Origin of the sequence: Roseospira marina (assembly GCF_014197855.1) — a bacterium.
GTDB classification, from domain to species: Bacteria; Pseudomonadota; Alphaproteobacteria; order Rhodospirillales; family Rhodospirillaceae; genus Rhodospira; species Rhodospira marina.
Window position 1 is genome coordinate 1 of sequence record NZ_JACIGJ010000022.1, and the last position, 18515, is coordinate 18515.

Annotated in this window: 23 protein-coding genes and 1 tRNA gene; 18 read left to right on the forward strand and 6 right to left on the reverse strand. The window is 66.6% G+C overall.

The window, feature by feature from the left end; all coding sequences use genetic code 11:
• The 4 genes from GGD82_RS18415 to GGD82_RS18430 form a co-directional block, all read left to right on the forward strand.
• Positions 1–507, forward strand: a 507-nt coding sequence (locus GGD82_RS18415) for a phage tail protein (protein WP_184013320.1), incomplete at its 5' end; no start/stop codon positions are given.
• Entirely contained in the window at positions 504–1637 is a 1134-nt protein-coding gene (locus GGD82_RS18420; RefSeq protein ID WP_170284439.1) for a contractile injection system protein, VgrG/Pvc8 family, read from the forward strand. The genes GGD82_RS18415 and GGD82_RS18420, both read left to right, overlap by 4 nt.
• A gap of 95 nt (positions 1638–1732) precedes the next feature.
• On the forward strand, positions 1733–2830 hold the full coding sequence (locus GGD82_RS18425; protein ID WP_150063787.1) for an ORF6N domain-containing protein: 1098 nt from the start codon (positions 1733–1735) through the stop codon (positions 2828–2830).
• Positions 2831–2869: 39 nt separating this feature from the next.
• A complete protein-coding gene (locus tag GGD82_RS18430; protein WP_150063788.1) occupies positions 2870–3679 on the forward strand; it encodes a hypothetical protein in 810 nt (269 codons plus the stop codon).
• Positions 3680–3814: 135 nt separating this feature from the next.
• Here the strand turns inward: GGD82_RS18430 and GGD82_RS18435 are convergent, their stop codons facing one another.
• Positions 3815–4387 carry a helix-turn-helix domain-containing protein gene (locus GGD82_RS18435; protein WP_150063789.1) on the reverse strand — a complete coding sequence of 191 codons (573 nt, stop codon included), beginning with the start codon at positions 4385–4387 and terminating at the stop codon, positions 3815–3817.
• Positions 4388–4558: 171 nt separating this feature from the next.
• Between GGD82_RS18435 and GGD82_RS18440 the strand changes: the two genes are divergently transcribed.
• The 13 genes from GGD82_RS18440 (at position 4559) to GGD82_RS18500 (ending at position 12992) form a co-directional block, all read left to right on the forward strand.
• Positions 4559–4924, forward strand: a complete 366-nt coding sequence (locus GGD82_RS18440; RefSeq protein WP_170284441.1) for a helix-turn-helix domain-containing protein — start codon at positions 4559–4561, stop codon at positions 4922–4924.
• A complete protein-coding gene (locus GGD82_RS18445; protein WP_150063791.1) occupies positions 4911–5429 on the forward strand; it encodes a hypothetical protein in 519 nt (172 codons plus the stop codon). The genes GGD82_RS18440 and GGD82_RS18445 overlap by 14 nt, the downstream gene beginning before the upstream one ends.
• A complete protein-coding gene (locus GGD82_RS18450; RefSeq protein WP_150063792.1) occupies positions 5426–5719 on the forward strand; it encodes an ogr/Delta-like zinc finger family protein in 294 nt (97 codons plus the stop codon). The genes GGD82_RS18445 and GGD82_RS18450 overlap by 4 nt, the downstream gene beginning before the upstream one ends.
• Positions 5720–5744: 25 nt before the next feature.
• Complete coding sequence (locus GGD82_RS18455) at positions 5745–8363, forward strand: toprim domain-containing protein (RefSeq protein WP_150063793.1); 2619 nt, start codon at positions 5745–5747, stop codon at positions 8361–8363.
• A gap of 29 nt (positions 8364–8392) precedes the next feature.
• Positions 8393–8653 carry a hypothetical protein gene (locus tag GGD82_RS18460; protein WP_150063794.1) on the forward strand — a complete coding sequence of 87 codons (261 nt, stop codon included), beginning with the start codon at positions 8393–8395 and terminating at the stop codon, positions 8651–8653.
• A 101-nt stretch (positions 8654–8754) separates the two neighbouring features.
• Entirely contained in the window at positions 8755–9033 is a 279-nt protein-coding gene (locus GGD82_RS18465; RefSeq protein WP_150063795.1) for a DUF2312 domain-containing protein, read from the forward strand.
• A gap of 12 nt (positions 9034–9045) precedes the next feature.
• The gene (locus tag GGD82_RS18470; protein WP_150063796.1) at positions 9046–9453 is read left to right on the forward strand and encodes an ASCH domain-containing protein; all 408 of its coding nucleotides are present in this window, start codon (positions 9046–9048) and stop codon (positions 9451–9453) included.
• A complete protein-coding gene (locus tag GGD82_RS18475; RefSeq protein ID WP_150063797.1) occupies positions 9450–9752 on the forward strand; it encodes a hypothetical protein in 303 nt (100 codons plus the stop codon). Before GGD82_RS18470 ends, GGD82_RS18475 begins: the two co-directional genes overlap by 4 nt.
• Positions 9753–9754: 2 nt before the next feature.
• Positions 9755–10486: a hypothetical protein gene (locus GGD82_RS18480; protein ID WP_150063798.1), complete on the forward strand. Its 732-nt coding sequence runs from the start codon at positions 9755–9757 to the stop codon at positions 10484–10486.
• Positions 10483–10836 carry a BRO-N domain-containing protein gene (locus tag GGD82_RS18485; RefSeq protein ID WP_150063799.1) on the forward strand — a complete coding sequence of 118 codons (354 nt, stop codon included), beginning with the start codon at positions 10483–10485 and terminating at the stop codon, positions 10834–10836. The genes GGD82_RS18480 and GGD82_RS18485 overlap by 4 nt, the downstream gene beginning before the upstream one ends.
• Positions 10833–11600 (forward strand): ORF6N domain-containing protein, encoded by a 768-nt coding sequence (locus GGD82_RS18490; RefSeq protein ID WP_184013321.1) that lies wholly within the window; start codon positions 10833–10835, stop codon positions 11598–11600. The genes GGD82_RS18485 and GGD82_RS18490 overlap by 4 nt, the downstream gene beginning before the upstream one ends.
• A gap of 69 nt (positions 11601–11669) precedes the next feature.
• Positions 11670–11903, forward strand: coding sequence for a helix-turn-helix domain-containing protein (locus GGD82_RS18495; protein WP_221240827.1), 234 nt, complete (start codon positions 11670–11672; stop codon positions 11901–11903).
• Between the two features lie 3 nt (positions 11904–11906).
• Positions 11907–12992 carry a tyrosine-type recombinase/integrase gene (locus GGD82_RS18500; RefSeq protein WP_150063801.1) on the forward strand — a complete coding sequence of 362 codons (1086 nt, stop codon included), beginning with the start codon at positions 11907–11909 and terminating at the stop codon, positions 12990–12992.
• Positions 12993–13086: 94 nt separating this feature from the next.
• On the opposite strand, the gene GGD82_RS18505 is transcribed toward GGD82_RS18500, so the two are convergent.
• Positions 13087–13162: transfer RNA gene (locus GGD82_RS18505), tRNA-Lys, on the reverse strand.
• A gap of 462 nt (positions 13163–13624) precedes the next feature.
• On the opposite strand from GGD82_RS18505, the gene GGD82_RS18510 reads away from it, so the two are divergent.
• The gene (locus GGD82_RS18510) at positions 13625–14479 is read left to right on the forward strand and encodes a sulfotransferase family protein (RefSeq protein ID WP_150063802.1); all 855 of its coding nucleotides are present in this window, start codon (positions 13625–13627) and stop codon (positions 14477–14479) included.
• A gap of 116 nt (positions 14480–14595) precedes the next feature.
• On the opposite strand, the gene GGD82_RS18515 is transcribed toward GGD82_RS18510, so the two are convergent.
• From GGD82_RS18515 to GGD82_RS18530, 4 genes are all read right to left on the reverse strand, one after another.
• On the reverse strand, positions 14596–15261 hold the full coding sequence (locus tag GGD82_RS18515; RefSeq protein ID WP_170284443.1) for a PqiC family protein: 666 nt from the start codon (positions 15259–15261) through the stop codon (positions 14596–14598).
• A 159-nt stretch (positions 15262–15420) separates the two neighbouring features.
• Positions 15421–17136 carry a PqiB family protein gene (locus GGD82_RS18520; RefSeq protein WP_150063804.1) on the reverse strand — a complete coding sequence of 572 codons (1716 nt, stop codon included), beginning with the start codon at positions 17134–17136 and terminating at the stop codon, positions 15421–15423.
• Positions 17126–17764, reverse strand: coding sequence for a paraquat-inducible protein A (locus GGD82_RS18525; RefSeq protein ID WP_150063805.1), 639 nt, complete (start codon positions 17762–17764; stop codon positions 17126–17128). The genes GGD82_RS18520 and GGD82_RS18525 overlap by 11 nt, the downstream gene beginning before the upstream one ends.
• The gene (locus GGD82_RS18530) at positions 17761–18402 is read right to left on the reverse strand and encodes a paraquat-inducible protein A (RefSeq protein WP_150063806.1); all 642 of its coding nucleotides are present in this window, start codon (positions 18400–18402) and stop codon (positions 17761–17763) included. The genes GGD82_RS18525 and GGD82_RS18530 overlap by 4 nt, the downstream gene beginning before the upstream one ends.
• Between the last annotated feature and the right edge of the window lie 113 nt (positions 18403–18515).

Below are 18515 nucleotides of genomic sequence, written 5' to 3' on the forward strand. Positions count from 1 at the left end.
GGCCTGTTCACGTTCCAGACCGACACCGTGCCGTTCGCGGACATGGCGCGGGACAGCGCGTGGCGTTGGGCGTCGCAGGACCGCGCGGGGGCCGCCCCCGCCTATCAGTACACCGGGCCGGGGGCGGATACCCTGACCCTGTCCGGCACCCTGATGCCGGAGGTCACGGGCGGCCCGGTGCATCTGGATACGCTGCGGCGCATGGCCTCGGAGGGCAAGGCGTGGCTGCTGATGGACGGCCAGGGGCGGCGGCGCGGGACATGGGTGGTGTCTGGTGTGAGCGAGACCCGCACGCACATGATGAACGACGGCACCCCGCGCAAGGTGGACTTCACCCTGTCCCTGACACGGTACAGTGACGACGACATCGCCGGGCGCGGCGCCCTCACGGACAGCCTGCCGGGCCGTCTTGGGGCCGTCACCACCGACGACGTCATCGCCGGCGCGCGCGACGCGGCCGGCGCCCTGGTCGGGGCCGTCGGCGATCTGTGGAGCCTGTACCGGTGATCCCGGCGTGGCGCGTCACCGCCGACGCCGTGGACGTGACGGCGGCCGTGGCGGCGGGCCTGCTGTCCCTGACCGTGACCGACAAGCCCGGGTTGGATTCGGATGAACTGACCCTCGCCATCGCCGATCCCACGGGCTCCCTTACGCTGCCCCGGCGGGGTGTGATCCTGCGCGTGGCCCTGGGCTGGCAGGGATCGCCCCTGATCGACAAGGGGCGGTATCGGGTCGACGAGGTCCGCCACGCCGGCCCGCCCGACCGGATCGAGATCAAGGCCCGCGCCGCCGACCTGACCGGCGGCCTGCGCGCCCATCGCGACGAGTCCTATGACGAGACCACGCTGGGCGCGGTGCTCCAGGCCGTCGCGTCCCGGCACGGTCTAGCGCCGGCCATTGCCGCATCCCTGGCTTCGTTGCCGATTCCCCATCTGGATCAAGCCACGGAATCCGACGCCCACCTGGTGACGCGCCTGGCGCAACAGGTCGACGCCATCGGCACCATCAAGGACGGCCGCCTCGTCTTCACCCCGCGGGGAGCCGGTGTGACCGCCGAGGGCGCGACCCTGCCCGCGGTCACCGTAGCGCGGACGGAAACCGCGTCCCATGCGTTCGGCATCCAGGATCGGGAGGGCGAAACCACCGGCGTCCGCGCCGTCTGGCGCGACCATGACGCCGCCGAGGACCGGGCCGAACTGGCTGGCGCCTCCGGGACCGTCACCACCTTGCGGCGGGTCTATCCCTCCCAAGCCGAGGCCGCCGCCGCCGCCCGCGCCGCCCTGACCGACATCGCGCGTGGGCAAAGGGATTTGCGCCTGTCCCTGGCGTTCGGCCGGCCGGAGATCATCGCCGGCCAGCCCCTGGCCGTGACCGGGTTCCGCCCGGAGATGGACGGGGTTCAATGGGTCGTCGAGACCGTCCGCCACACTCTCGATGCCGCCGGCGGCTTCCGCTCCGACATCGAGGCCGTCGAACAGCAACCCCCCGCCCAGCGCAACGGGTCGGACAGTGGATCGGACGGCGGATCGGGCGGCGGATCGGGCGGCGCCGCCGTAGACATTACGTCTCTGCGCGAGAGCGGGGTGGATTGGTCGGGCCTCTCCGCCGCCGAACGAGCCGAGAGGGCGGGCGCCTAAACCGCCCCACACGCAACGCAACTCTCGTTGCTCCCGCACATCCCAAGCGTTAGGCTTCCGACCGGAGATCACCTTCGGCCGGGGGGAGCCGGGACATGAGCGTGACGTCCAAAGCCATTGCGGTTGAGGACCTGTATCCGATGCCTCACCAGGGCGTCCACGTCATCACCACCGAGCTTTTGGCTGCCGTCTACGGCACGGAACCGGATCGCATTCGGCGGAACCATAGTCGGAACGCAGATCGGTTCGTCGAGGGGAAACACTTCTTCAAACTGGTGGGCGACGACCTCAAATCGTTTCGCACCCGAGCAGAGGGTCTTAAAGACCCTCTGCTCGGTATCGCAACGAACGTCAACGCTCTGACCGTGTGGACCGAACGCGGCGCCGCACGCCACGCCAAGATGCTGGAGACGGATCAGGCGTGGGAGGTGTTCGAGAAACTGGAGGACGCCTACTTCGAACGTGGTCCCGTCCTCCCCGTTCCGCGACCGAACAGCCCTGACACCAGCGGATATGGCAAGCAGTCCTGCGAGCGGTTCGTTGAAGAGTGCGAGCGGTTGGGCTTTCGAAACCCCGAGGCCTTCGCCGAGGCCATTGGGTGGCCGAAGTCGAAGCTGTTTCACTACGCGGAAATGCACGCTCTTATTACAAAAGACGACGACTTTAAGCGTTTTCTTGGTCAGAACTTCGATTTGAAGTATTGGTTTTGGGGGACGCGGCAGTATTCCGAAGATGAGATGGCGCTTCTATATGCCTTGCGGACCCTCTCGGAGCCCGACCGCCTTCGCGCTCTCAAGGCTGTGGAACAGGTCTATCGTACACCGGTCGGGCCGGCCTTAACCGACGAAACGGACGATCCATCCTTGCCGGCGAAAGCGGCGCCCCCACGCACACCGGCGCTGTTCTCCAACCTGACCGGACCGTTTTTCGACGCGCTCGATGAACTGACGGAAGACAAGATACCCTGGAACCATTCGCGCGCCCCGAACCTGATCGCCTTCGACCTGATGGAAGTGCGCGACCTGTTCATGGCGAACGGCATCGATGTTGAGATCACACCGCTCCTATGCCGGGCACTGAAGACGTGTGAGGACCCCGTGTTCCAGGCCGTCAAGCCGGTCAACAGCGCACTCAAGCGCGGCGTGCAAGTGCGGTGTTGGGTGTTTGAAAAAGCCGGCTCAGTGCGAAGGTGATGGTTCTATTTTATTGATGCTATATGTGGAGGATGCAAAATGTCCGAAAAATCGGAGAAATTTTCCAGCAAGCTGGATGAATTGATTCATATGGGTGACAATCTGTTTCAATCAATTCAATACGAGTGCCGTCCGGAAGAATACAAAAAAGAAGTTTTACGTATATTAGGAAAAGAAAAATTTAATGATCATATTAATAAATTGCCTTCATTCAATGAAGAGTATCAGACTTGGTTTTCGGAGGCGCAGGCCCTTGTTAAACAAGTAATGCCAGATAGATTGACAGATTTTAACTCACACTATGAAAGTCCGCGTGTCAGAAAAATTATCTCTTATCAAAATTATATGATACGAGATTTCCTGCAGGGCCTTACTATTAGAAATAGTATTGGGGAGGTGATCGTGGGTGGTAGTGCGGCTATTCCTGAATTTAGGCAGCAGTTAAATATTGTAAGGGCAGCAAAAAAGAACCTCGATAGTGCTCTTATGGACATATCAGGAATAATGCAGGCGGACTTGTTTGACTCTGAAGTTGATAGCGCGCGGGCGCTGGCCAAAGCAGGTCATTTGCGTGCGGCTGGCGCCGTGTGTGGGGTTGTCATTGAGAAGCACCTGTTGCAGGTGTGCCAAAACCATTCCATACGGATTACAAAAAAGAACCCGTCTATCAGTGATTTGAACCAAGCCCTTAAGGACAATGGAAATGTGGATGTGCCTCAATGGCGGTTCGTGCAGCACTTGGCTGACATCCGGAACCTTTGCGATCACGCGAAAGAGAAAGAACCGACTAAGGAACAGATTGATGATTTAGTTGCCGGCACAGATAAGGTTCTGAAAACAGTATTCTGACATAGCCATCTATTCAGGCGCATAGTTTCTGTGAGTCACCTTTGTCAAGCGCGTCGGCGCTTGCTGCCTATGAAAGGGTTGCGTCGTTTGGGCGCGCCCGTTATGACCCGCCATTTTTTGGCGTTTGAACCAGTCTCAGGCCGGGCGTTTATCGCTCGTGGGGTGGGTGGTCGCGGCGCGTAATCTGCGCCGCAAGGCGATCTGGTGTTCCGCCAAGGCGTCGAGGCGGTCTCCCGGGCCGGCGGCTTGGGATGTGATCGTGCCGTACCACTCGGCCGCCAACTCCCCCAGGGAGCGGTCGGGGATCGCTTGACCCTCGGCTTTGTAGACCGCCCGAATCGTGTCGACGATTCGTCCCATAAGGTCGCCGTCGAGGCTGGTAGGGCGCGCCGGTTCCCGAAGGTGATCGGGGTTCGGCGTTCCGGCGGCATAGGCGGACTGGAGCGCCGCCTCATCCTCTCCCGTCAAGAGCCAGTGAATGTTCACCCCGACCTTCGCAAGGCCCTGAAGGTGCCGCAGTTTCGGGGAGCGCGTTCCTGCTTCATACCGTTGATAGGCGCTCCGCGATACGCCCATGAGTGCGGCGAAATCCTCCTGAGACCGATTCCGCATTTCCCGGGCCTGAACCAAACGGAGCGCCACCTCGCGGTCCGCCTCCGGTTCCTGCTCCCGTTCGGGTGCTTCTCCGCTAGTTTGCTTTTGTTGCATCCGTTCGGAAGCCCGCTTTTCGACAATAAAAACAACGATATAAACTTATGTTGGCATATAGAAGCAGCCATTCGGCGGCTAGTCCGAGGCCAATAGCTTCGTTTTGGGTTTGACAGCTTCCGTTTGGACGCCTACCGTTCGCGCATGGAACCTGCACCTGCAACCCAAGACATGCCGATCAACCCCGTCCACCGGCGGGATTGGATCGGCTACCAGCTTCGGCTGCGAAACCTGAGCTTCCGGGCCATTGCCCGCCAGGAAGGGGTCTCGCACCAAGCCGTGTGCGCCGCCGCCCGAGGCAGCAGCAGCCGGCCCTTGCAAGAGGCTCTGGCCGCCGCGCTCGGCCTGACACCCCAGGCGCTGTTCCCGGAACTCTACGACGAGGCCGGGCAGCGCCTCGGGTCGACGCGCGCGCCCCAGCGTAGCACGCCCCCGGCGGCCGCGACATGCCCCTTGAGCCCTCCGGCCACTCTGCCGGAGGCCGCGCTCCCCTACACCCGGATTGAGGAAAGTGTTTTCCGCCATGCGACCTCATAGCCCTGCCGTTTACGCCGGCATCAAGAGCGCGTTCCGGCGCCTGCTGGCGGAATGCGGCGACCTGCGCGAGGCGGCCGCCGTCACCCGGGTCGGCAAAACCATGCTGGCTGAATACGGCTCCCGGAACCACCCGGAGACCTATCCCCCGGCGGACGTGGTCGCCGACCTTGAGGCCCACGTCGGGGAACCGATGGTCTCCCGGCAACTCGTCCGCCTCGCCGCCGATCGGCCGGAGCCGGAGGCCGCCCTTCCGGACGACGTCGCCGCGGTGTTGCACATGGCGACGCGGGGGCAGGTGGCGCTGGGCGAGTTGGCCCGGTGTGCCGTCGAGGCCGCCGAGGACGGGGTTCTGTCCGATTCCGAACTGGCGGAGCTGATCCAGCGCGCGGAAACACGCATGCACGTGGCCCAGAGCGACTACGACGCCCTCATGAAGCTCCGCGAAACCCGGCGCGGACAGCCCCACCGCCGCACGGCGGCAAAATCCGGGAGATCACCACGATGAAACGCCCCAAGGGTCGCCACGCCCAGAGTGTGTTCCGCAATCAGGCCCGCTGCCCCGTGTGCGGCACGGGCTGCCGCACCGCCAAGACTCACCACCTGACCGCCGCCGTGACCGAGATCACCTACGTCTGTCCCAACGAGGACTGCGGCATGGTCTGGGTCGGGCAGTTGTATCCGCTGCGCATCCTGGAGCCCTCGCGCCTGCCCGCCGCTCCGCCTCGCGCGGTCCCGGTTCCGGCGGCCGATGAGCGCGGCGCCGAGCTGGTCCTGACGCTCGCGTCGGGCGGCTGATCCAGGGGAAGCGGGGGACCCAACCATGCGTGACGATATCGCCGCCGACGTGCGGCAACGCCTGATCCATGACTACAAGCTGCGCCCCCGGGGCGAGTGGCTGCAACGCGGCACCTGTCCGCAGTGCGGCGAAAAGGAGCTGTACGCCAACGGCACGGAACCCTGGGCGATCCGCTGCGGCCGGCTGAACAAGTGCGGGTTCGAGGCTTCGACCAAGGACCTGTACCCCGACGCTTTCGGGCGGTTGAACGAACGCTATCCCGCCACGTCCGAGAAACCCAACGAGACGGCGCACGCCTATATGGGGTTCGTCCGGGGCCTGCCGGAGGCCGCGCGCGGTTGGTATCGCCAGGGGCGGTTCTGGCATCCGACCGGCGACCGCGCCACCGCGACCGTGCTGTTCGAAATCGCTCCCGACGTCTGGATGGAACGGTTCGTTGAGCCGGTGCGGGTGCGCGAGGACGACGGCGACGTCACCGTTCGCAAGCAGCACTTCCACGGCAAGTTCAAGGGTTTCGCGTGGGCACCGCCCAAGCAGCGCATTGGCGAGGAACTCTGGATCGTCGAGGGCTGCATTGACGCCGCCTCCCTGGCCTGCGCCGGGCTGTCCGCCGCCGCCACCCTGTCCGCGTCCAACTACCCGGGCGACTACCTGAAACGATTGGCGGACACGGGTACACGCCCGGTCCTGGTCTGGGCGTTGGACAACGACCCGGCCGGCCATCGCGCCATGCGCCGCCACATCGCCCGCGCCGAGAAAGACGGCTGGACCTGCCGCGCTGCCCTGGTGCCGCGCGACGGCCGCACGAAGCGCGATTGGAACGACCTCTGGCTCGCCGGCGCCCTGGCTGACGACAAACGGGACGACACCCTCGACCGCTGCCGCTTCCACGGCGACCTGTTCCGCGCCCGCTCGGCCAAGGAAAAGGGCCTCCTGATCCATCGCCGCAAGAGTGCCACCGCCTTCGGCCTCGACTTCGATTGCCGCACATGGTGGTGGAAGCTGGACCAGGAGCGCCTGAACAAGGCCACCATGGAGGGGCTGTCCCGCGAGGCCGCCGAGGACATGGCCGCCGAGTGCCATGAGATCTGCAACTGCGCGGTGTCGTTCCTGTACTTCCAGCAGTCCAAGCTGACGGACGAAAGCTGGTACTACACCCGCGTGGACCTGCCGGACGGCCGCACGCTGAAGAACACCTTCCGGGGGCCGGACATCTCGTCCGCGTCGGAGTTCAAGAAACGCCTGATCTCCATCGCGCCGGGCGCGTTGTACAGCGGATCGTCCCAGCAACTGAACTGGATCGTCGGCCGCTACCTCCGCCGGATCCGTGTCGTCGAGACGGTCGAGTTCATCGGCTATTCCCGCGAACATGAAACCTATGTGTTCCCGGACGTCGCCGTGCATCACGGCCGCGTCCACCGGATGAACGACGAGGACTTTTTCGAGGTCGGGCGCCTGTCGATCAAGAGCCTCAACGGCTCGCTCGCCCTGCACATCGGTAAGGCAACGGAGTACCGCGCCGACTGGCCCGATCTGGTCTACCGCGCCTATGGCGCCCAGGGCCTGATCGCCGCCGCGTTCTTCCTGGGCTCCCTGGTCGCCGAACAGATCCGCGCGGTCCACAAGTCGTTTCCGTTCCTGGAAATCGTCGGCGAGGCCGGGGCGGGCAAGTCCTCCCTGATCGAGTTCCTCTGGAAGCTGGTCGGCCGCGTCGATTACGAGGGCTTTGACCCGAACAAGGCGACCAGTGCGGCCCTGGCCCGCAACTTTTCCCAGGTGGCGAACCTGCCGATCTCGCTGATCGAAAGCGACCGGGACAGCCCGGACAGCAAGCAACGGCAATTCGATTGGGACCAGATGAAGACCGCCTACAACGGCCGCGCCGTGCGGTCGCGCGGGGTGAAGAACGGCGGCAACGAGACCTATGAGCCGCCGTTCCGGGCCTCGGTCCTCATCAGTCAGAACGCGCCCGTAAACGCGTCCGAGGCCATCCTGTCGCGCATCGTGCATCTGCTGTTCGATTGCTCCGGCCACTCCACCGAGGGCAAGGAGGCCGCCGACGAGTTGTCCGCCTTGCCCGTGGAACACCTGTCCCACTGGCTCATCCTGGTCTGTCAGGCCGAAGACCGGATCATGGAAACCCTGCGCGGCCGCACCCCATTGCACGAACGCGCGTTGCTGGCCGATCCCGCCATCCGGTCCCACCGCATCGCCAAGAACCACGGCCAGATGATGGCCCTGGCCGAGGTGTTGTGTGACCTGTGCAAGGTCCCCGACCCGCGCCGCCAGGACGTGCTGGAGACCCTGCACACCGCCGCCACCCGCCGCCAGGACGCCATCGCCTCCGACCATGCCGTGGTCGAGGAATGGTGGGAACTGGTCGAGTTCCTGGACCCCGACGGCGACAAGCTCAACCACAGCCGCAAGCCCGAGCAGCTCCTCGCGCTCAACCTCAATCAGGTGATCCAGATGGCCCAGCAGCGCCAGCAGGTGTTGCCCGCCACCTCCGCCGACCTGAAGCGGCACCTCAAGACCAGCAAGAGCCGCAAGTTCCTGGGCATCAAGACCGTGAACTCCGGTCAGCACGGGGACTTCTACAACCGCGCCGTCAAGTGCTGGTGCTTCGAACAGCGCCCGTCCTGACGCGCGCCCCAAGGCATGGAGACCCCGCCATGGTGTTGTCCGACATCCTTCTCGACATTGCCCAGGACGTTCGCCGCGAGGCCCTGATCGGCCCCGACGCCGACTCCCTGTTCCTGACCGCGAACCGTATCTCGGCCGCCGCCCTGCACCTGGCCGACATCGAGCGGCGCGAAGACCAGGACGGCCCAGCACCCGGGTCGGACCCCGCCGACGTCCTGGCCGTCGAAAGCCCGCTTGACCAGCTCGTCAACGCCGTCCGCGCCGTCGAACGCCGGGGCACCGCGTCATGAGCCTCTCCACCATGGTCCGCGAGGGCCTCGTCCTCGCCGGCCTGTTCGTCGTCCTGATCCTGTGGTCGATCCTCGGCCACGCCGTTTTGGAGTCCTGATCCATGACCGACACCACCACCGAAACCGCCGGCACCAACACCAACGACGTCGGTGGGATCGCCGCTGACCAGCTCCGGTCCTTCATCGAACGCATCGAGCGGTTGGAAGAGGAAAAGGAAAACCTCACCACCGACATTCGCGACGTCTACGCCGAGGCCAAGTCCACCGGCTTCGACACCAAGATCATGCGCCAGCTCGTGCGCCTGCGGAAAATGGACCGCGACGACCTGGCCGAACAGGACGAGGTCCTCGATCTCTACCGCCGCGCCGTGAACGTGTAGGGGGGCGTCGTTATGACCGTGCCTCCGGCGGCAACGCCCTGTCGCGCCCTGTCCATCAAGCAGCCCTGGGCGCACCACATCGTGTGCGGCCGCAAGGACGTCGAGAACCGCTCATGGAACACGGCGTATCGCGGGACGCTCCTGGTTCACGCCGCCCGGTCGACCGCCGAGGATCCCGACCTGATCCGACGCCTTGATCTGCCCTTGGGCGGCATCGTCGGCGCGGTCGACGTGGTCGAGTGCGTGACCGACCACCCGAGCCCCTGGTTCTTCGGGCCGATCGGGTGGGTGTTGGCGAACCCCAGGCCGCTCCCGTTCACGCTCTGTCGGGGTCGGTTGGGGTTGTTCACGCCCGACCTGACGGCCCGGCAATGGGAGACGATCGCGGTCGCGCTGACCGCCGGGGCCGGTGCGTCATGACCGCGCCGGCGATGGTCCGGGAGGCTGTGCGCCTGTTCAACGAGGGCTGGCCGGCGACGGCGCAATTCTGTGCTTACGACGCCGGCACCAGCGCGGGCGAGGCCTTGGCTCCGCGGGCCGCCTGTCCGTTCGACAGCCAGGTCTTTCCCGCACTCGCCGCTGCCTGGGAGCGCGGCCGGAGCCAGACCATCGCCTTTCAGGCCGGCCAGAGCCGGCGCATCGATGGCGCTCCACGGCCCCGTCTTACCCTTCGTCACGTCGGCGGCACCCACGCCGCCCACGCCCACCCCGAGGACTGACCATGACCGCCGCCCCGCATCCGACCCTGTGGCCGCATCTGGCGAGCGCCATGCTCGCCGGGTCCCATGCGTCCCTAACCGCCCAGGCCGTGGCCGCCGAATGCTACGAGACGCCGGACTGGGCCGCGCGCCGGGTCCTTGAGGTCGAGATCCTCACCCGCCGCGTGCTCGATCCCTGTTGCGGGACCGGCATCCTGTCCCGGGCGGCCCGCGCCGCCGGCTATGACGTCGGGTCCCTGGACCTGCACCGGTGGGGCTATCCCGATCAGCACGGACAGGCCGACTTTCTGGCCGACCCGCCGGCCTGGATCGCATGGCCGATGTTCCGGGAGACCCCGGCCTACCTCCGCCACAACATGCCGCTGCCTCTGTCCGGCGTGAGCGTGTTCATGAACCCGCCGTTTTCCCAGGCCACCGGCTTCGTCGATCGGGCGTTCGCGTTGGGTGCCCGCAAGGTCCTGTGTTTCCAGCGGCTGGCATGGCGGGAAAGCCAAACCCGCCGCGCGTGGTGGGACGCCCGGCCGCCGGCGCGCATCTGGTTGTGTGGCGACCGCGCGCTCTGCTGGCGCTTCGATATCCCGCCCGAGGCCCGCACGGGCGGCTCCCCGACTGCCCACGCGTGGTTCGTTTGGGAACAGGGCCATCGCGGCCTCGAGGCCGTCGCCACGATCTGGAAGGACGGGCGGGAGCGCGTCCCAGAACCCCCAGACCACACACCAGGGGATCTGCCATGACCAAAATTCTAACATATCACGTCGGGTCAATGCCGTTCCGCGTCCAGAAACAGCAATGCGTGCCGTTGTTCGTCCTGCGCGACCTGTGCCGGATTCTCGGCTTCTCCGGCGAGGCGGACGCACTCCGGTACCTGAGGGACCACGCCGACGATCCGGACGATGTGGTGACGGGATGGATCCACGATCCGGCGGAGCCCGCCGAGTCCCCCTTCGTCGCGGTCGCCCTCTGTTCCGTTTTCGCCCTGTCCTGCGCGCCAAACGCCGTTGGAGCCAATCGGTTCGAGACCGTTCTGGTGACCGAAGCTATGCCCGTTCTCTTTCACATGAGGATCAAGGAGGCGGTACGATGAACTCCAGGTCCCTCTCCTCCGTTTCTGTCGAGGACCTTCGCCCCATCACCTACCGGGGCGAACCGGTCCTGACCACCGAACTCCTGGCCGAGGCCTACGGGACGGACCCAAAGCGGATCCAGAACAACCATGCGCGCAACGCCGACCGCTTCGTGGACGGCAAGCACCTGTTCAAGATCAGCGGGGAAGAACTTCGCTTGTTCCGGACCCGGTGTGACCCTCTTAAAGAGGGTCACACCGGCATCGCAATGAAGGCGCAGTCGGCCACGCTTTGGACCGCGCGCGGCGCCGCCCGGCACGCCAAGATGTTGGAGACGGACGCCGCCTGGGAAGTCTTCGAAAAGCTGGAGGATTCCTACTTCGACCGCCGGCCGGAAAGCCGGGTGAAGGCCGACGCTCACCTGTTCGTCGGAAGTGGGGAGTACGTCGACGCTCGCCGCGTGCCCAACAGCGCCCGGTTCTGCGAAGAGGTCGCCCGCCTCGGCTATGAGAGCCCCAAGGCATTTGCCGCTTCGGCCGCCTGGACCGGCTCCAAGCTCTGGTACATCGAGCATGGCAACACCCTGCCCAGCAAGTCGGAGGACCTGAAGCTGTTGATCGGGCGCGGCTTCGATCTCCGTTATCTGCTGTACGGCGAGCGCACGGTCTCCCGGGCCGAACTGGACCTGATCGCCGCCTACCGCGACGGCGACACCGCCGGTGTCCAGCGCATCACGGCCGCTCGGCCGCCGCGCATCACCGACCAGACCAACGGCGAGACCTGACGCCATGCCCCGCACACCCGCCACGAGACCGACCGAGGGCTCGCTCTGGACCAAAGGGGGACAGCCGTGATGCGCGTTTCGAGGGACATGTCCCGCTTTCCCGACTGGCCCCGTCTCATGACGGCCGACGAAGCGGCCGCATATCTGTCGATCTCGGCCAACACGCTGCGCACGCACGTCCCTATCGCACCGGTTCGGATCGGCGGGTGCGTGCGCTATGATAGAAAGAAGCTGGATGAATACGCCGACGGTGACGCTTCCTCAGGGGAATCCGCCACCTGGGCGGACGAACTGTTCGGGTGATCCATGCCTGTCTACCGGATCAAAGGTATCAAGCGGGTGCGGAATCCAAGAACGGGCGCCTACTACCTGTATCACCGAGGGACGGGAAAGCGCCTGCGAGAAAAGGAGGGTACGGCCGCGTTCCTTGAGGAAGTGGCGGCCCTCGATCGGAACGCGGAGGATAGGCAGTCGGACCCGAAGGCGCCGGCCGGTACATGGGGCTGGCTGCGCGAACTGTACCTCGCCAGCCCGAAGTATGCCCAGCTCGCGCCGCGCACCCGCAAAAGCTACCGGGCCGTTCTGGACTATCTGGCAGAGCCCAACCCGGAGCGCCCCGGGAAGGGGATGGACCCGGTTCCCTTGGATCGGATCGACAGCCCGTCCGTCATGCGCCTGCGCGACGCGACGCACGACCGCCATGGTTGGCGGCAAGCGAATCTGGTTCTCGCCGTGATTTCGCTCGTGTGGAATTGGGGGCGGCCCTATGGCTACGTCACGGGGTCCAATCCGGCCGAGAAGGTGCCGCGCATCAAGCGGCCGCGTGACAAACCCGCCGCGAACCGGCCGTGGACGGACGACGAGCTGGCCAGTGTTCTTGCGACGGCACAGACGGGTGTGCGTGAGGCCGTGGCGCTGGGGGCCTATACCGGCCTTCGCCAGGGCGATGTGCTGGCGCTGCCGTGGTCCGCGATCGAGGACGGTTGGCTCCGGTGCCGGCAGTCAAAGACCGGCGAAGAGGTTTGGATCCCCGTGCATCGGGACCTTGCCGCGATCCTGGAGCAGGCCGAGCGCCGCGCCACGGTGATCGTCGCCGGCGCGCGCGACCGGCGGCCGTACAGCGGCGATGGCTTCCGGACGCTGTTCTTTCGCCTGATCCGCAAGCTGGAGGCCGAGGGCCGCATCGGCCAGGGCCTGACGTTCCATGGTCTGCGGCACGGTCTCGCGACGCGGCTGGCGGACGCCGGCGCGGACGACCGTACCATCGCGGCAATCACCGGCCACAAGCAGGTGTCCATGGTGCAGCGTTACACCCGCACGGCCGACAAACGGCGCCGCGCCCGGGCGGGAATGGACCTGCTGGAAGGCGGCAAGCCAGAGGACAAGCCGTGAACAAACGGCCCTAAGTTTGGCAAATGTTCGGGAAAAATTTGGCAAAAAGGGGCAGATAGGTTGACCTACCTGCCTCTTAACATATTGATTTAATTGGTGTGCCCAGCAGGACTCGAACCTGCGACCCGCTGATTAAAAGTCAGCTGCTCTACCATCTGAGCTATGGGCACGCCGTGGGAGGGCGCTGGTGTTCGAACGACCGGACGCAGGCGGACATCGGCACCGGGGTCGGGCGCGAAACACGCCGCCGCGCGGCGCGCACTGTATGGGCTGACCGGGGCCGGGTCAACCTCGTCGCCGTGCCGTACGGCACATGGCACACGGCAGGCGGCATGGGGCACGGGGCCCAACGTGCCGGACGGGAATGCGAGGTCTCGCCGAGCGGATCGGGAGCCGGTGTGCCCGAGCCCTCCGTCGCGCATCCCGCCCGGCTCGATCGCCCCGCGATACGTGTCCGAACGGTGGCGGCGGGGGCGGCGTCGGCGGCGGGAGCGGGCTGGAGGGGGGCAGCCTGGGCGCTAGCCACACCGGGACGCCTCTGCTAGCGTCGGGACCCGGTGATCCTGCGTTTTGGCTCTGGCGACATCGGTTGCGCGGTCCCAGGGCGACCAACGAGAGAAGTGGGCCGCGCCATGCAGAGCACAATCGTTCGCGAGTACATGGACCTCGCCTCCAACGTCACCTACTGGGGGCGGCGTTTGGCGTTCGACGCCCCCAAGCTTGCGGGCCGTGGCCTGGGCGCGTTTGTTCGGACACACGTGCGCGTTGGGGCGGGGGCCTCACCCGACGGCGACACGCAGATCCTTGTCGGCACGCACCACAAGGTCCTGACCGTCTTCTTCAACCGGACCTTCCGGACGTTCGGCTTCCTGACCAATCGGCGGGTGTCGAGCGGGACGGGGGACGCCCTGCGCCTGGATGCGGACATCATCCTGGACCACCACGCCTATTTCCGGGGCTTTCAGCCTGGGCGGCCGTTTCGTGGCCTTCATGTGATCCGCGATCCCCGGGATGTGCTGGTGTCCTCGGCGAACTATCACCTGAAATCGGCGGAGGGCTGGCTGCATGTGCGCCGGCCGGAGTTCGGCGACCAGACCTATCAGGAGCATATCCGCAGCCTGCCGACGATGGAGGCCCGACTCCTCTTTGAGATCGACCATGCGTCGGGCGAGACGATTCGCGACATGCACTCGTGGTATGAGGGCCGGCCGGGCTTCCGCGAGCTGCGCTACGAGGACCTTGTAACGGAGCGCGCCGTGGCCGAGTTTTCACAGGCCGTGGCGGACTGGCCCCTGTCCGACAAGGATCGGGACCTGCTGATCGCCGTGTTCGACTACTTCTCGATCCGGGGCCGGGGCAGCCGGCGGAACGCCCACATCCGCAACCCGTCGCCCGGCCAGTGGCGGCAGCATTTCACGCCCCCCGTGCTCGCGCGCTTTACGGAGGCCTTCGGTCCCGTCGTCGAGGATCTGGGCTACACGTGGTAACGAAAACCGCCGCCGGTGCGCGGGGGCGGTTTGGTGACGAGGATCCGGGATCGCAGGGGACTGTAGCCGGCGGAGGACTGCAAAGAGGTGTTGATCGGACGTCCGGGGCCGCGCCGTCAGGACGGAGCGGCGGGCTCCGGCACAGGCGCGGCGCCACCGCACACGTCCGGCGCGCCCTCGACGGTCCGGCGCAGGCTGTCGCTGATGTGGGCCGCCAGTCGGCGGCTCACCGTGGCCAGGGCATCGGCGGCGGCGGCCGCGTCCGCGCTGTCGAGCGGCTGGCTCCCCGTCCAGCGGCAGATATGGACCGTGTCGTCGGACAGGGACCGCAGCGTCCACGAGCCCGCCACGGCGGCGGCGGCCCCCGGAACAGCGTCGAACCGCTCGATCCGAATCGCCAGCCGGTAGCGGGGCAGTGCCGTCGCGTCCGCCGGCACCGGGGCCTGATAGGTGTCCGTGGCCCGCACCGTCCGCCACAGGTCGTCCGCGACCACCTGCTTCATGTCGTCCGCCACGGGGGCCAGCCAACGGTCCGTCTGCAGGACGGTGATCTGACCGTTCCGGTCTTTCAGCACGAGGTTGTCACGGGCCGCGCCCTCGGGCACGACAACGGGAAGGATCTGGACCAGAACCTGGGCCGCGGCGACCGAATCCGGACCGGTCTCGGCGGGAACGGACTGCGACAGCGTGTGATAGCGGACCGGCGGCGAGGTCACGCAGGCGGCCAGCATGGACAGACCCAGGATCACGGGGATGATGCGGCGAAGGACGAGAGCGGTCATGACATACACATAGGCAGTGGCCGGGACGAACCAATGCCTCACCATATACGAGGCGGCGCTGCGCAGGACTCATCGCCGCCGTGTTATTTCGCGCCATGCGGCGCGGCGGCCGGTCGGCCTTGCCCGTCTGCGGTGCGATGATCGCACCGCAGACGGGTTTTACCGGTCCGAGGGCCGGCCCGTCAGCAGGGCCTCGGGATTGCGTTCCAGGCTGTCGGTCAGAGCCTTGAGCGAGCGGGCGGCTTCGGTGACCGCGCGCAGGGCCTGACGGGCCTCCTGCTGCAACGGTGAGTCCCCCGCCATGCTATCGTCGATCCCCCGAAGCGTCTGGGTCGCCGTGCGCCCCGCCCGCACCACTTCCGGCAGGACGGCGGTGTTCACCGTCTCCGCCAGTGTCTGCAGCCGGGTGACGGTGGCGGTCAGCCCGGTCAGGACGGATTGCACCTCCGGCATCGTGTCGCGGTCGACCTGGTCCGCCACGCTTTCCAGCCGTGTCAGGGTGCCCTTCGCCGCCGTCAAGACGCCGTGGACATCCTCCGCCAGCGTGTCGAACGGAATCTGCGACAGTTTTTGCAGGACGGCCTGTGCCTGCTGCTGGAGTGCCTGCAGATCGCCGGGGACGGTCGGCAGTTCCGGCGGGCTCTGGTCCGCATCGAACCGGGCCGGTGCCGCCTCCGGGAAGACGTCCAGGGCGACATACAGCCGTCCGGTGAACAGGTTGCCCGAGCGCAATTGGGCGCGAAGCCCACGGTCGACCAGTTCGGACAGCATCGCCAGACGCGCCTCTGGCGTGGAGTCGCGTGAAAACGTCGCGATGGCGCCGCCCAGGCGCTGGGGATAGGTGTCCACCACCACCCGTGACGTGAAGGTCGCGCGCGCGTCGTTGTAGACGATATCCATGGACCGGATTCGGCCGATATCCACCCCCCGGAAGTCCACCGGCGCGCCGACGGACAGCCCCCGAATGCTCTCGTCGAAGTGCAGCACCAGCGTTTGCGGATCGCTGTCCGTCGCCTTCATCGCCTCGGTGTGATCGGACGCCAGGGTAAACGTGTGGCCCTCCTCGGCGGGATCGGCCGGTGGGGCGCCGTCCGGGGCCTCGAACGCCACGCCCCCAAGCATCACGGTGGCGATGGACTGGGTTTGCAGCGTCACGCCGGACGCATCCATCCGGAGGTCGATGCCGCTGGCGTGCCAGAACCGAGTGTCGAGGGTCACGAAGCGATCGTAGGGCGCTTTCACGAACACCCCGAGCTGAAGGCGCGGCCGGTCCGGTTCCAGTGAAAACCGCTCGACCTGCCCCACCTGGATGCCCCGGAAATACACCGGCGACCCGATGTCGAGCGAGCCGAGCTCGTCCGCGTGCAGCACGTAGCGACGGCCCGGCACGTCGGAGGGCACGACGGGCGGATCCTCCTCGCCCGTGAACGTGGTCACGCGCGAGTCGCCATTGCCCGGATCGACGGCGATATAGGACCCGGACAGCAGGGTCCCGATCCCGGAAATGCCCGAGCCCGCGAAGCGCGGGCGCACCACCCAGAACCGCGTGCCCTCGACGGCAAAGGATTCGGCTTCCTTCACCAGATCGATGGTGGCCACCACGCGCGAACGGTCCTCGCTGAGACCAACGTCGGTGACGCTGCCGATGTCGACGTCGCGGTAGGTGACCTTGGTGGTGCCGGCCTCGATCCCTTCGGCGGAGGCGAAGGAGACCGTGATGGTCGGGCCGCGCGCGGCCAGAACGTTGAACAGCAGCCCCAGGCCGATGAGGGCGGCGACCAGCGGAATGCCCCAGACTAGCGACGGCCGCCAGCGCCGGGTCTGGACGATCTCGGGCTCGGTCGGGCGGGGGCTGGTGGCGGCGTCATCGGGCATCGTCGGAGCGTCCGTGATGGTCCCACAGCAGGCGGGGATCGAAACTGTGCGCGGCCAGCATGCTGAGCACGACCATGGCGCCGAAGGCCGCCGCGCCCGGACCGGCGGTGATCGTGGCAAAGGACCGGAACTGCACCATGCCGGCCATCAGGGCTACGACGAACACGTCCAGCATGGACCAGCGGCCGATCAACTCGACCACGCTGTACAGGCGGCCCAGTGGGTGCGCGTCGGCGCGGAAGGGCTTGCGCGCCCGCCACGCCAGGAACGCCAGGGCGACGATTTTGGTTATGGGCACGACCACGCTCACCGTGAAGATGAGAACCGCGAGTTCGGGGGAGCCCGAGGTCCAGAAGTAGGCCACGCCGCTGATGATGGTGTTGTCGGAGGTGTGGAACAGGGTCGACGTCCGCATCACCGGCAGCAGGTTCGCCGGAATGTACAGAATGGCGGCGGCGATCAGAAAGGCCCAGGTGCGCGCCAGGCTGTCGGCCTTGCGGGCGTGGACGGCCGCGCCGCAGCGCGGGCAGCGCACGGGGGCGCGATCATCGCCCATTCCGTCCCCGGGGGCGTGACACACCGTGCGGCAGACCAGGCACACGCGCAGGCCGGCGGTCAGGGCCTTCATCGGGCGGCCTCCTGGTGGGGGACGGGCCGCCACAGCACGCGCAGGTCATAGGACAGGATGGCCGCCAGCAGGACCGTCAGCGCAATGAACGCCCACAAGGCCACCCCCGGAACCACATCGGCCATCCTGGACAGCTTGATGAGGGAGACGAGCACCCCCAGCATCAGAACCTCGATCATCCCCCAGGGCCGCACAGCCTGGAGCGCGCGCAGCAGCGGCGCATACAGGGCCGGACGCCGCCCCGTCGTGACCGACAGCAGCAGCACGAACAGGGCCAGCAGGTCGAACAGCGGGAACAGCCAGGCGGTCAGGAACACCAGGACGGCGGCGGGTTCCTGCCCCTCCGTCCAGAGCGCGGCCACGCTGCCGAGCAGGGTCGCCTCGCTGAGGATCCCCTGCGCTCGGAGCACCAGGATCGGAAACGTGTTGGCGACGACGAAGGCGATCAGCGCCGCCGTTACGATGGCCAGCATGTGATCGGGCCGGCGGCGCGGCCTGCGGTACAGGGTCGTGCCGCACCGGGTGCACCGGGCGCGTTCCCCGGGCCGCACGGCGCGGCGGACATGCAATTCGTCACACTCGGGACACGCGGCGAGGTCCGCCTCGGTTCCGTCCCCTTCGGCCGCCACTGGGGTCATCCGCACCTCATGTCGCGCTCAAGCATCTGGCGGGATCCAGATGCTCCACAAAATGCTTTAGGTGAGGACGACGGCGGCCCGTTCCAAGCCGCCGTCGTCCCCGTCGCTTACAT

What these genes read in the sequence shown, in the direction of transcription:
- GGD82_RS18510 (WP_150063802.1), top strand. Translation starts at nt 13,625, where the DNA reads ATGCAGAGCACAATCGTTCGCGAGTACATGGACCTCGCCTCCAACGTC.
- GGD82_RS18450 (WP_150063792.1), top strand. Translation starts at nt 5,426, where the DNA reads ATGAAACGCCCCAAGGGTCGCCACGCCCAGAGTGTGTTCCGCAATCAG.
- GGD82_RS18515 (WP_170284443.1), bottom strand. Translation starts at nt 15,261, where the DNA reads ATGACCGCTCTCGTCCTTCGCCGCATCATCCCCGTGATCCTGGGTCTG.
- GGD82_RS18465 (WP_150063795.1), top strand. Translation starts at nt 8,755, where the DNA reads ATGACCGACACCACCACCGAAACCGCCGGCACCAACACCAACGACGTC.
- GGD82_RS18460 (WP_150063794.1), top strand. Translation starts at nt 8,393, where the DNA reads ATGGTGTTGTCCGACATCCTTCTCGACATTGCCCAGGACGTTCGCCGC.
- GGD82_RS18425 (WP_150063787.1), top strand. Translation starts at nt 1,733, where the DNA reads ATGAGCGTGACGTCCAAAGCCATTGCGGTTGAGGACCTGTATCCGATG.
- GGD82_RS18490 (WP_184013321.1), top strand. Translation starts at nt 10,833, where the DNA reads ATGAACTCCAGGTCCCTCTCCTCCGTTTCTGTCGAGGACCTTCGCCCC.
- GGD82_RS18495 (WP_221240827.1), top strand. Translation starts at nt 11,670, where the DNA reads ATGCGCGTTTCGAGGGACATGTCCCGCTTTCCCGACTGGCCCCGTCTC.
- GGD82_RS18480 (WP_150063798.1), top strand. Translation starts at nt 9,755, where the DNA reads ATGACCGCCGCCCCGCATCCGACCCTGTGGCCGCATCTGGCGAGCGCC.
- GGD82_RS18445 (WP_150063791.1), top strand. Translation starts at nt 4,911, where the DNA reads ATGCGACCTCATAGCCCTGCCGTTTACGCCGGCATCAAGAGCGCGTTC.
- GGD82_RS18430 (WP_150063788.1), top strand. Translation starts at nt 2,870, where the DNA reads ATGTCCGAAAAATCGGAGAAATTTTCCAGCAAGCTGGATGAATTGATT.
- GGD82_RS18500 (WP_150063801.1), top strand. Translation starts at nt 11,907, where the DNA reads ATGCCTGTCTACCGGATCAAAGGTATCAAGCGGGTGCGGAATCCAAGA.
- GGD82_RS18455 (WP_150063793.1), top strand. Translation starts at nt 5,745, where the DNA reads ATGCGTGACGATATCGCCGCCGACGTGCGGCAACGCCTGATCCATGAC.
- GGD82_RS18440 (WP_170284441.1), top strand. Translation starts at nt 4,559, where the DNA reads ATGCCGATCAACCCCGTCCACCGGCGGGATTGGATCGGCTACCAGCTT.
- GGD82_RS18470 (WP_150063796.1), top strand. Translation starts at nt 9,046, where the DNA reads ATGACCGTGCCTCCGGCGGCAACGCCCTGTCGCGCCCTGTCCATCAAG.
- GGD82_RS18525 (WP_150063805.1), bottom strand. Translation starts at nt 17,764, where the DNA reads ATGAAGGCCCTGACCGCCGGCCTGCGCGTGTGCCTGGTCTGCCGCACG.
- GGD82_RS18485 (WP_150063799.1), top strand. Translation starts at nt 10,483, where the DNA reads ATGACCAAAATTCTAACATATCACGTCGGGTCAATGCCGTTCCGCGTC.
- GGD82_RS18475 (WP_150063797.1), top strand. Translation starts at nt 9,450, where the DNA reads ATGACCGCGCCGGCGATGGTCCGGGAGGCTGTGCGCCTGTTCAACGAG.
- GGD82_RS18435 (WP_150063789.1), bottom strand. Translation starts at nt 4,387, where the DNA reads ATGCAACAAAAGCAAACTAGCGGAGAAGCACCCGAACGGGAGCAGGAA.
- GGD82_RS18530 (WP_150063806.1), bottom strand. Translation starts at nt 18,402, where the DNA reads ATGACCCCAGTGGCGGCCGAAGGGGACGGAACCGAGGCGGACCTCGCC.
- GGD82_RS18520 (WP_150063804.1), bottom strand. Translation starts at nt 17,136, where the DNA reads ATGCCCGATGACGCCGCCACCAGCCCCCGCCCGACCGAGCCCGAGATC.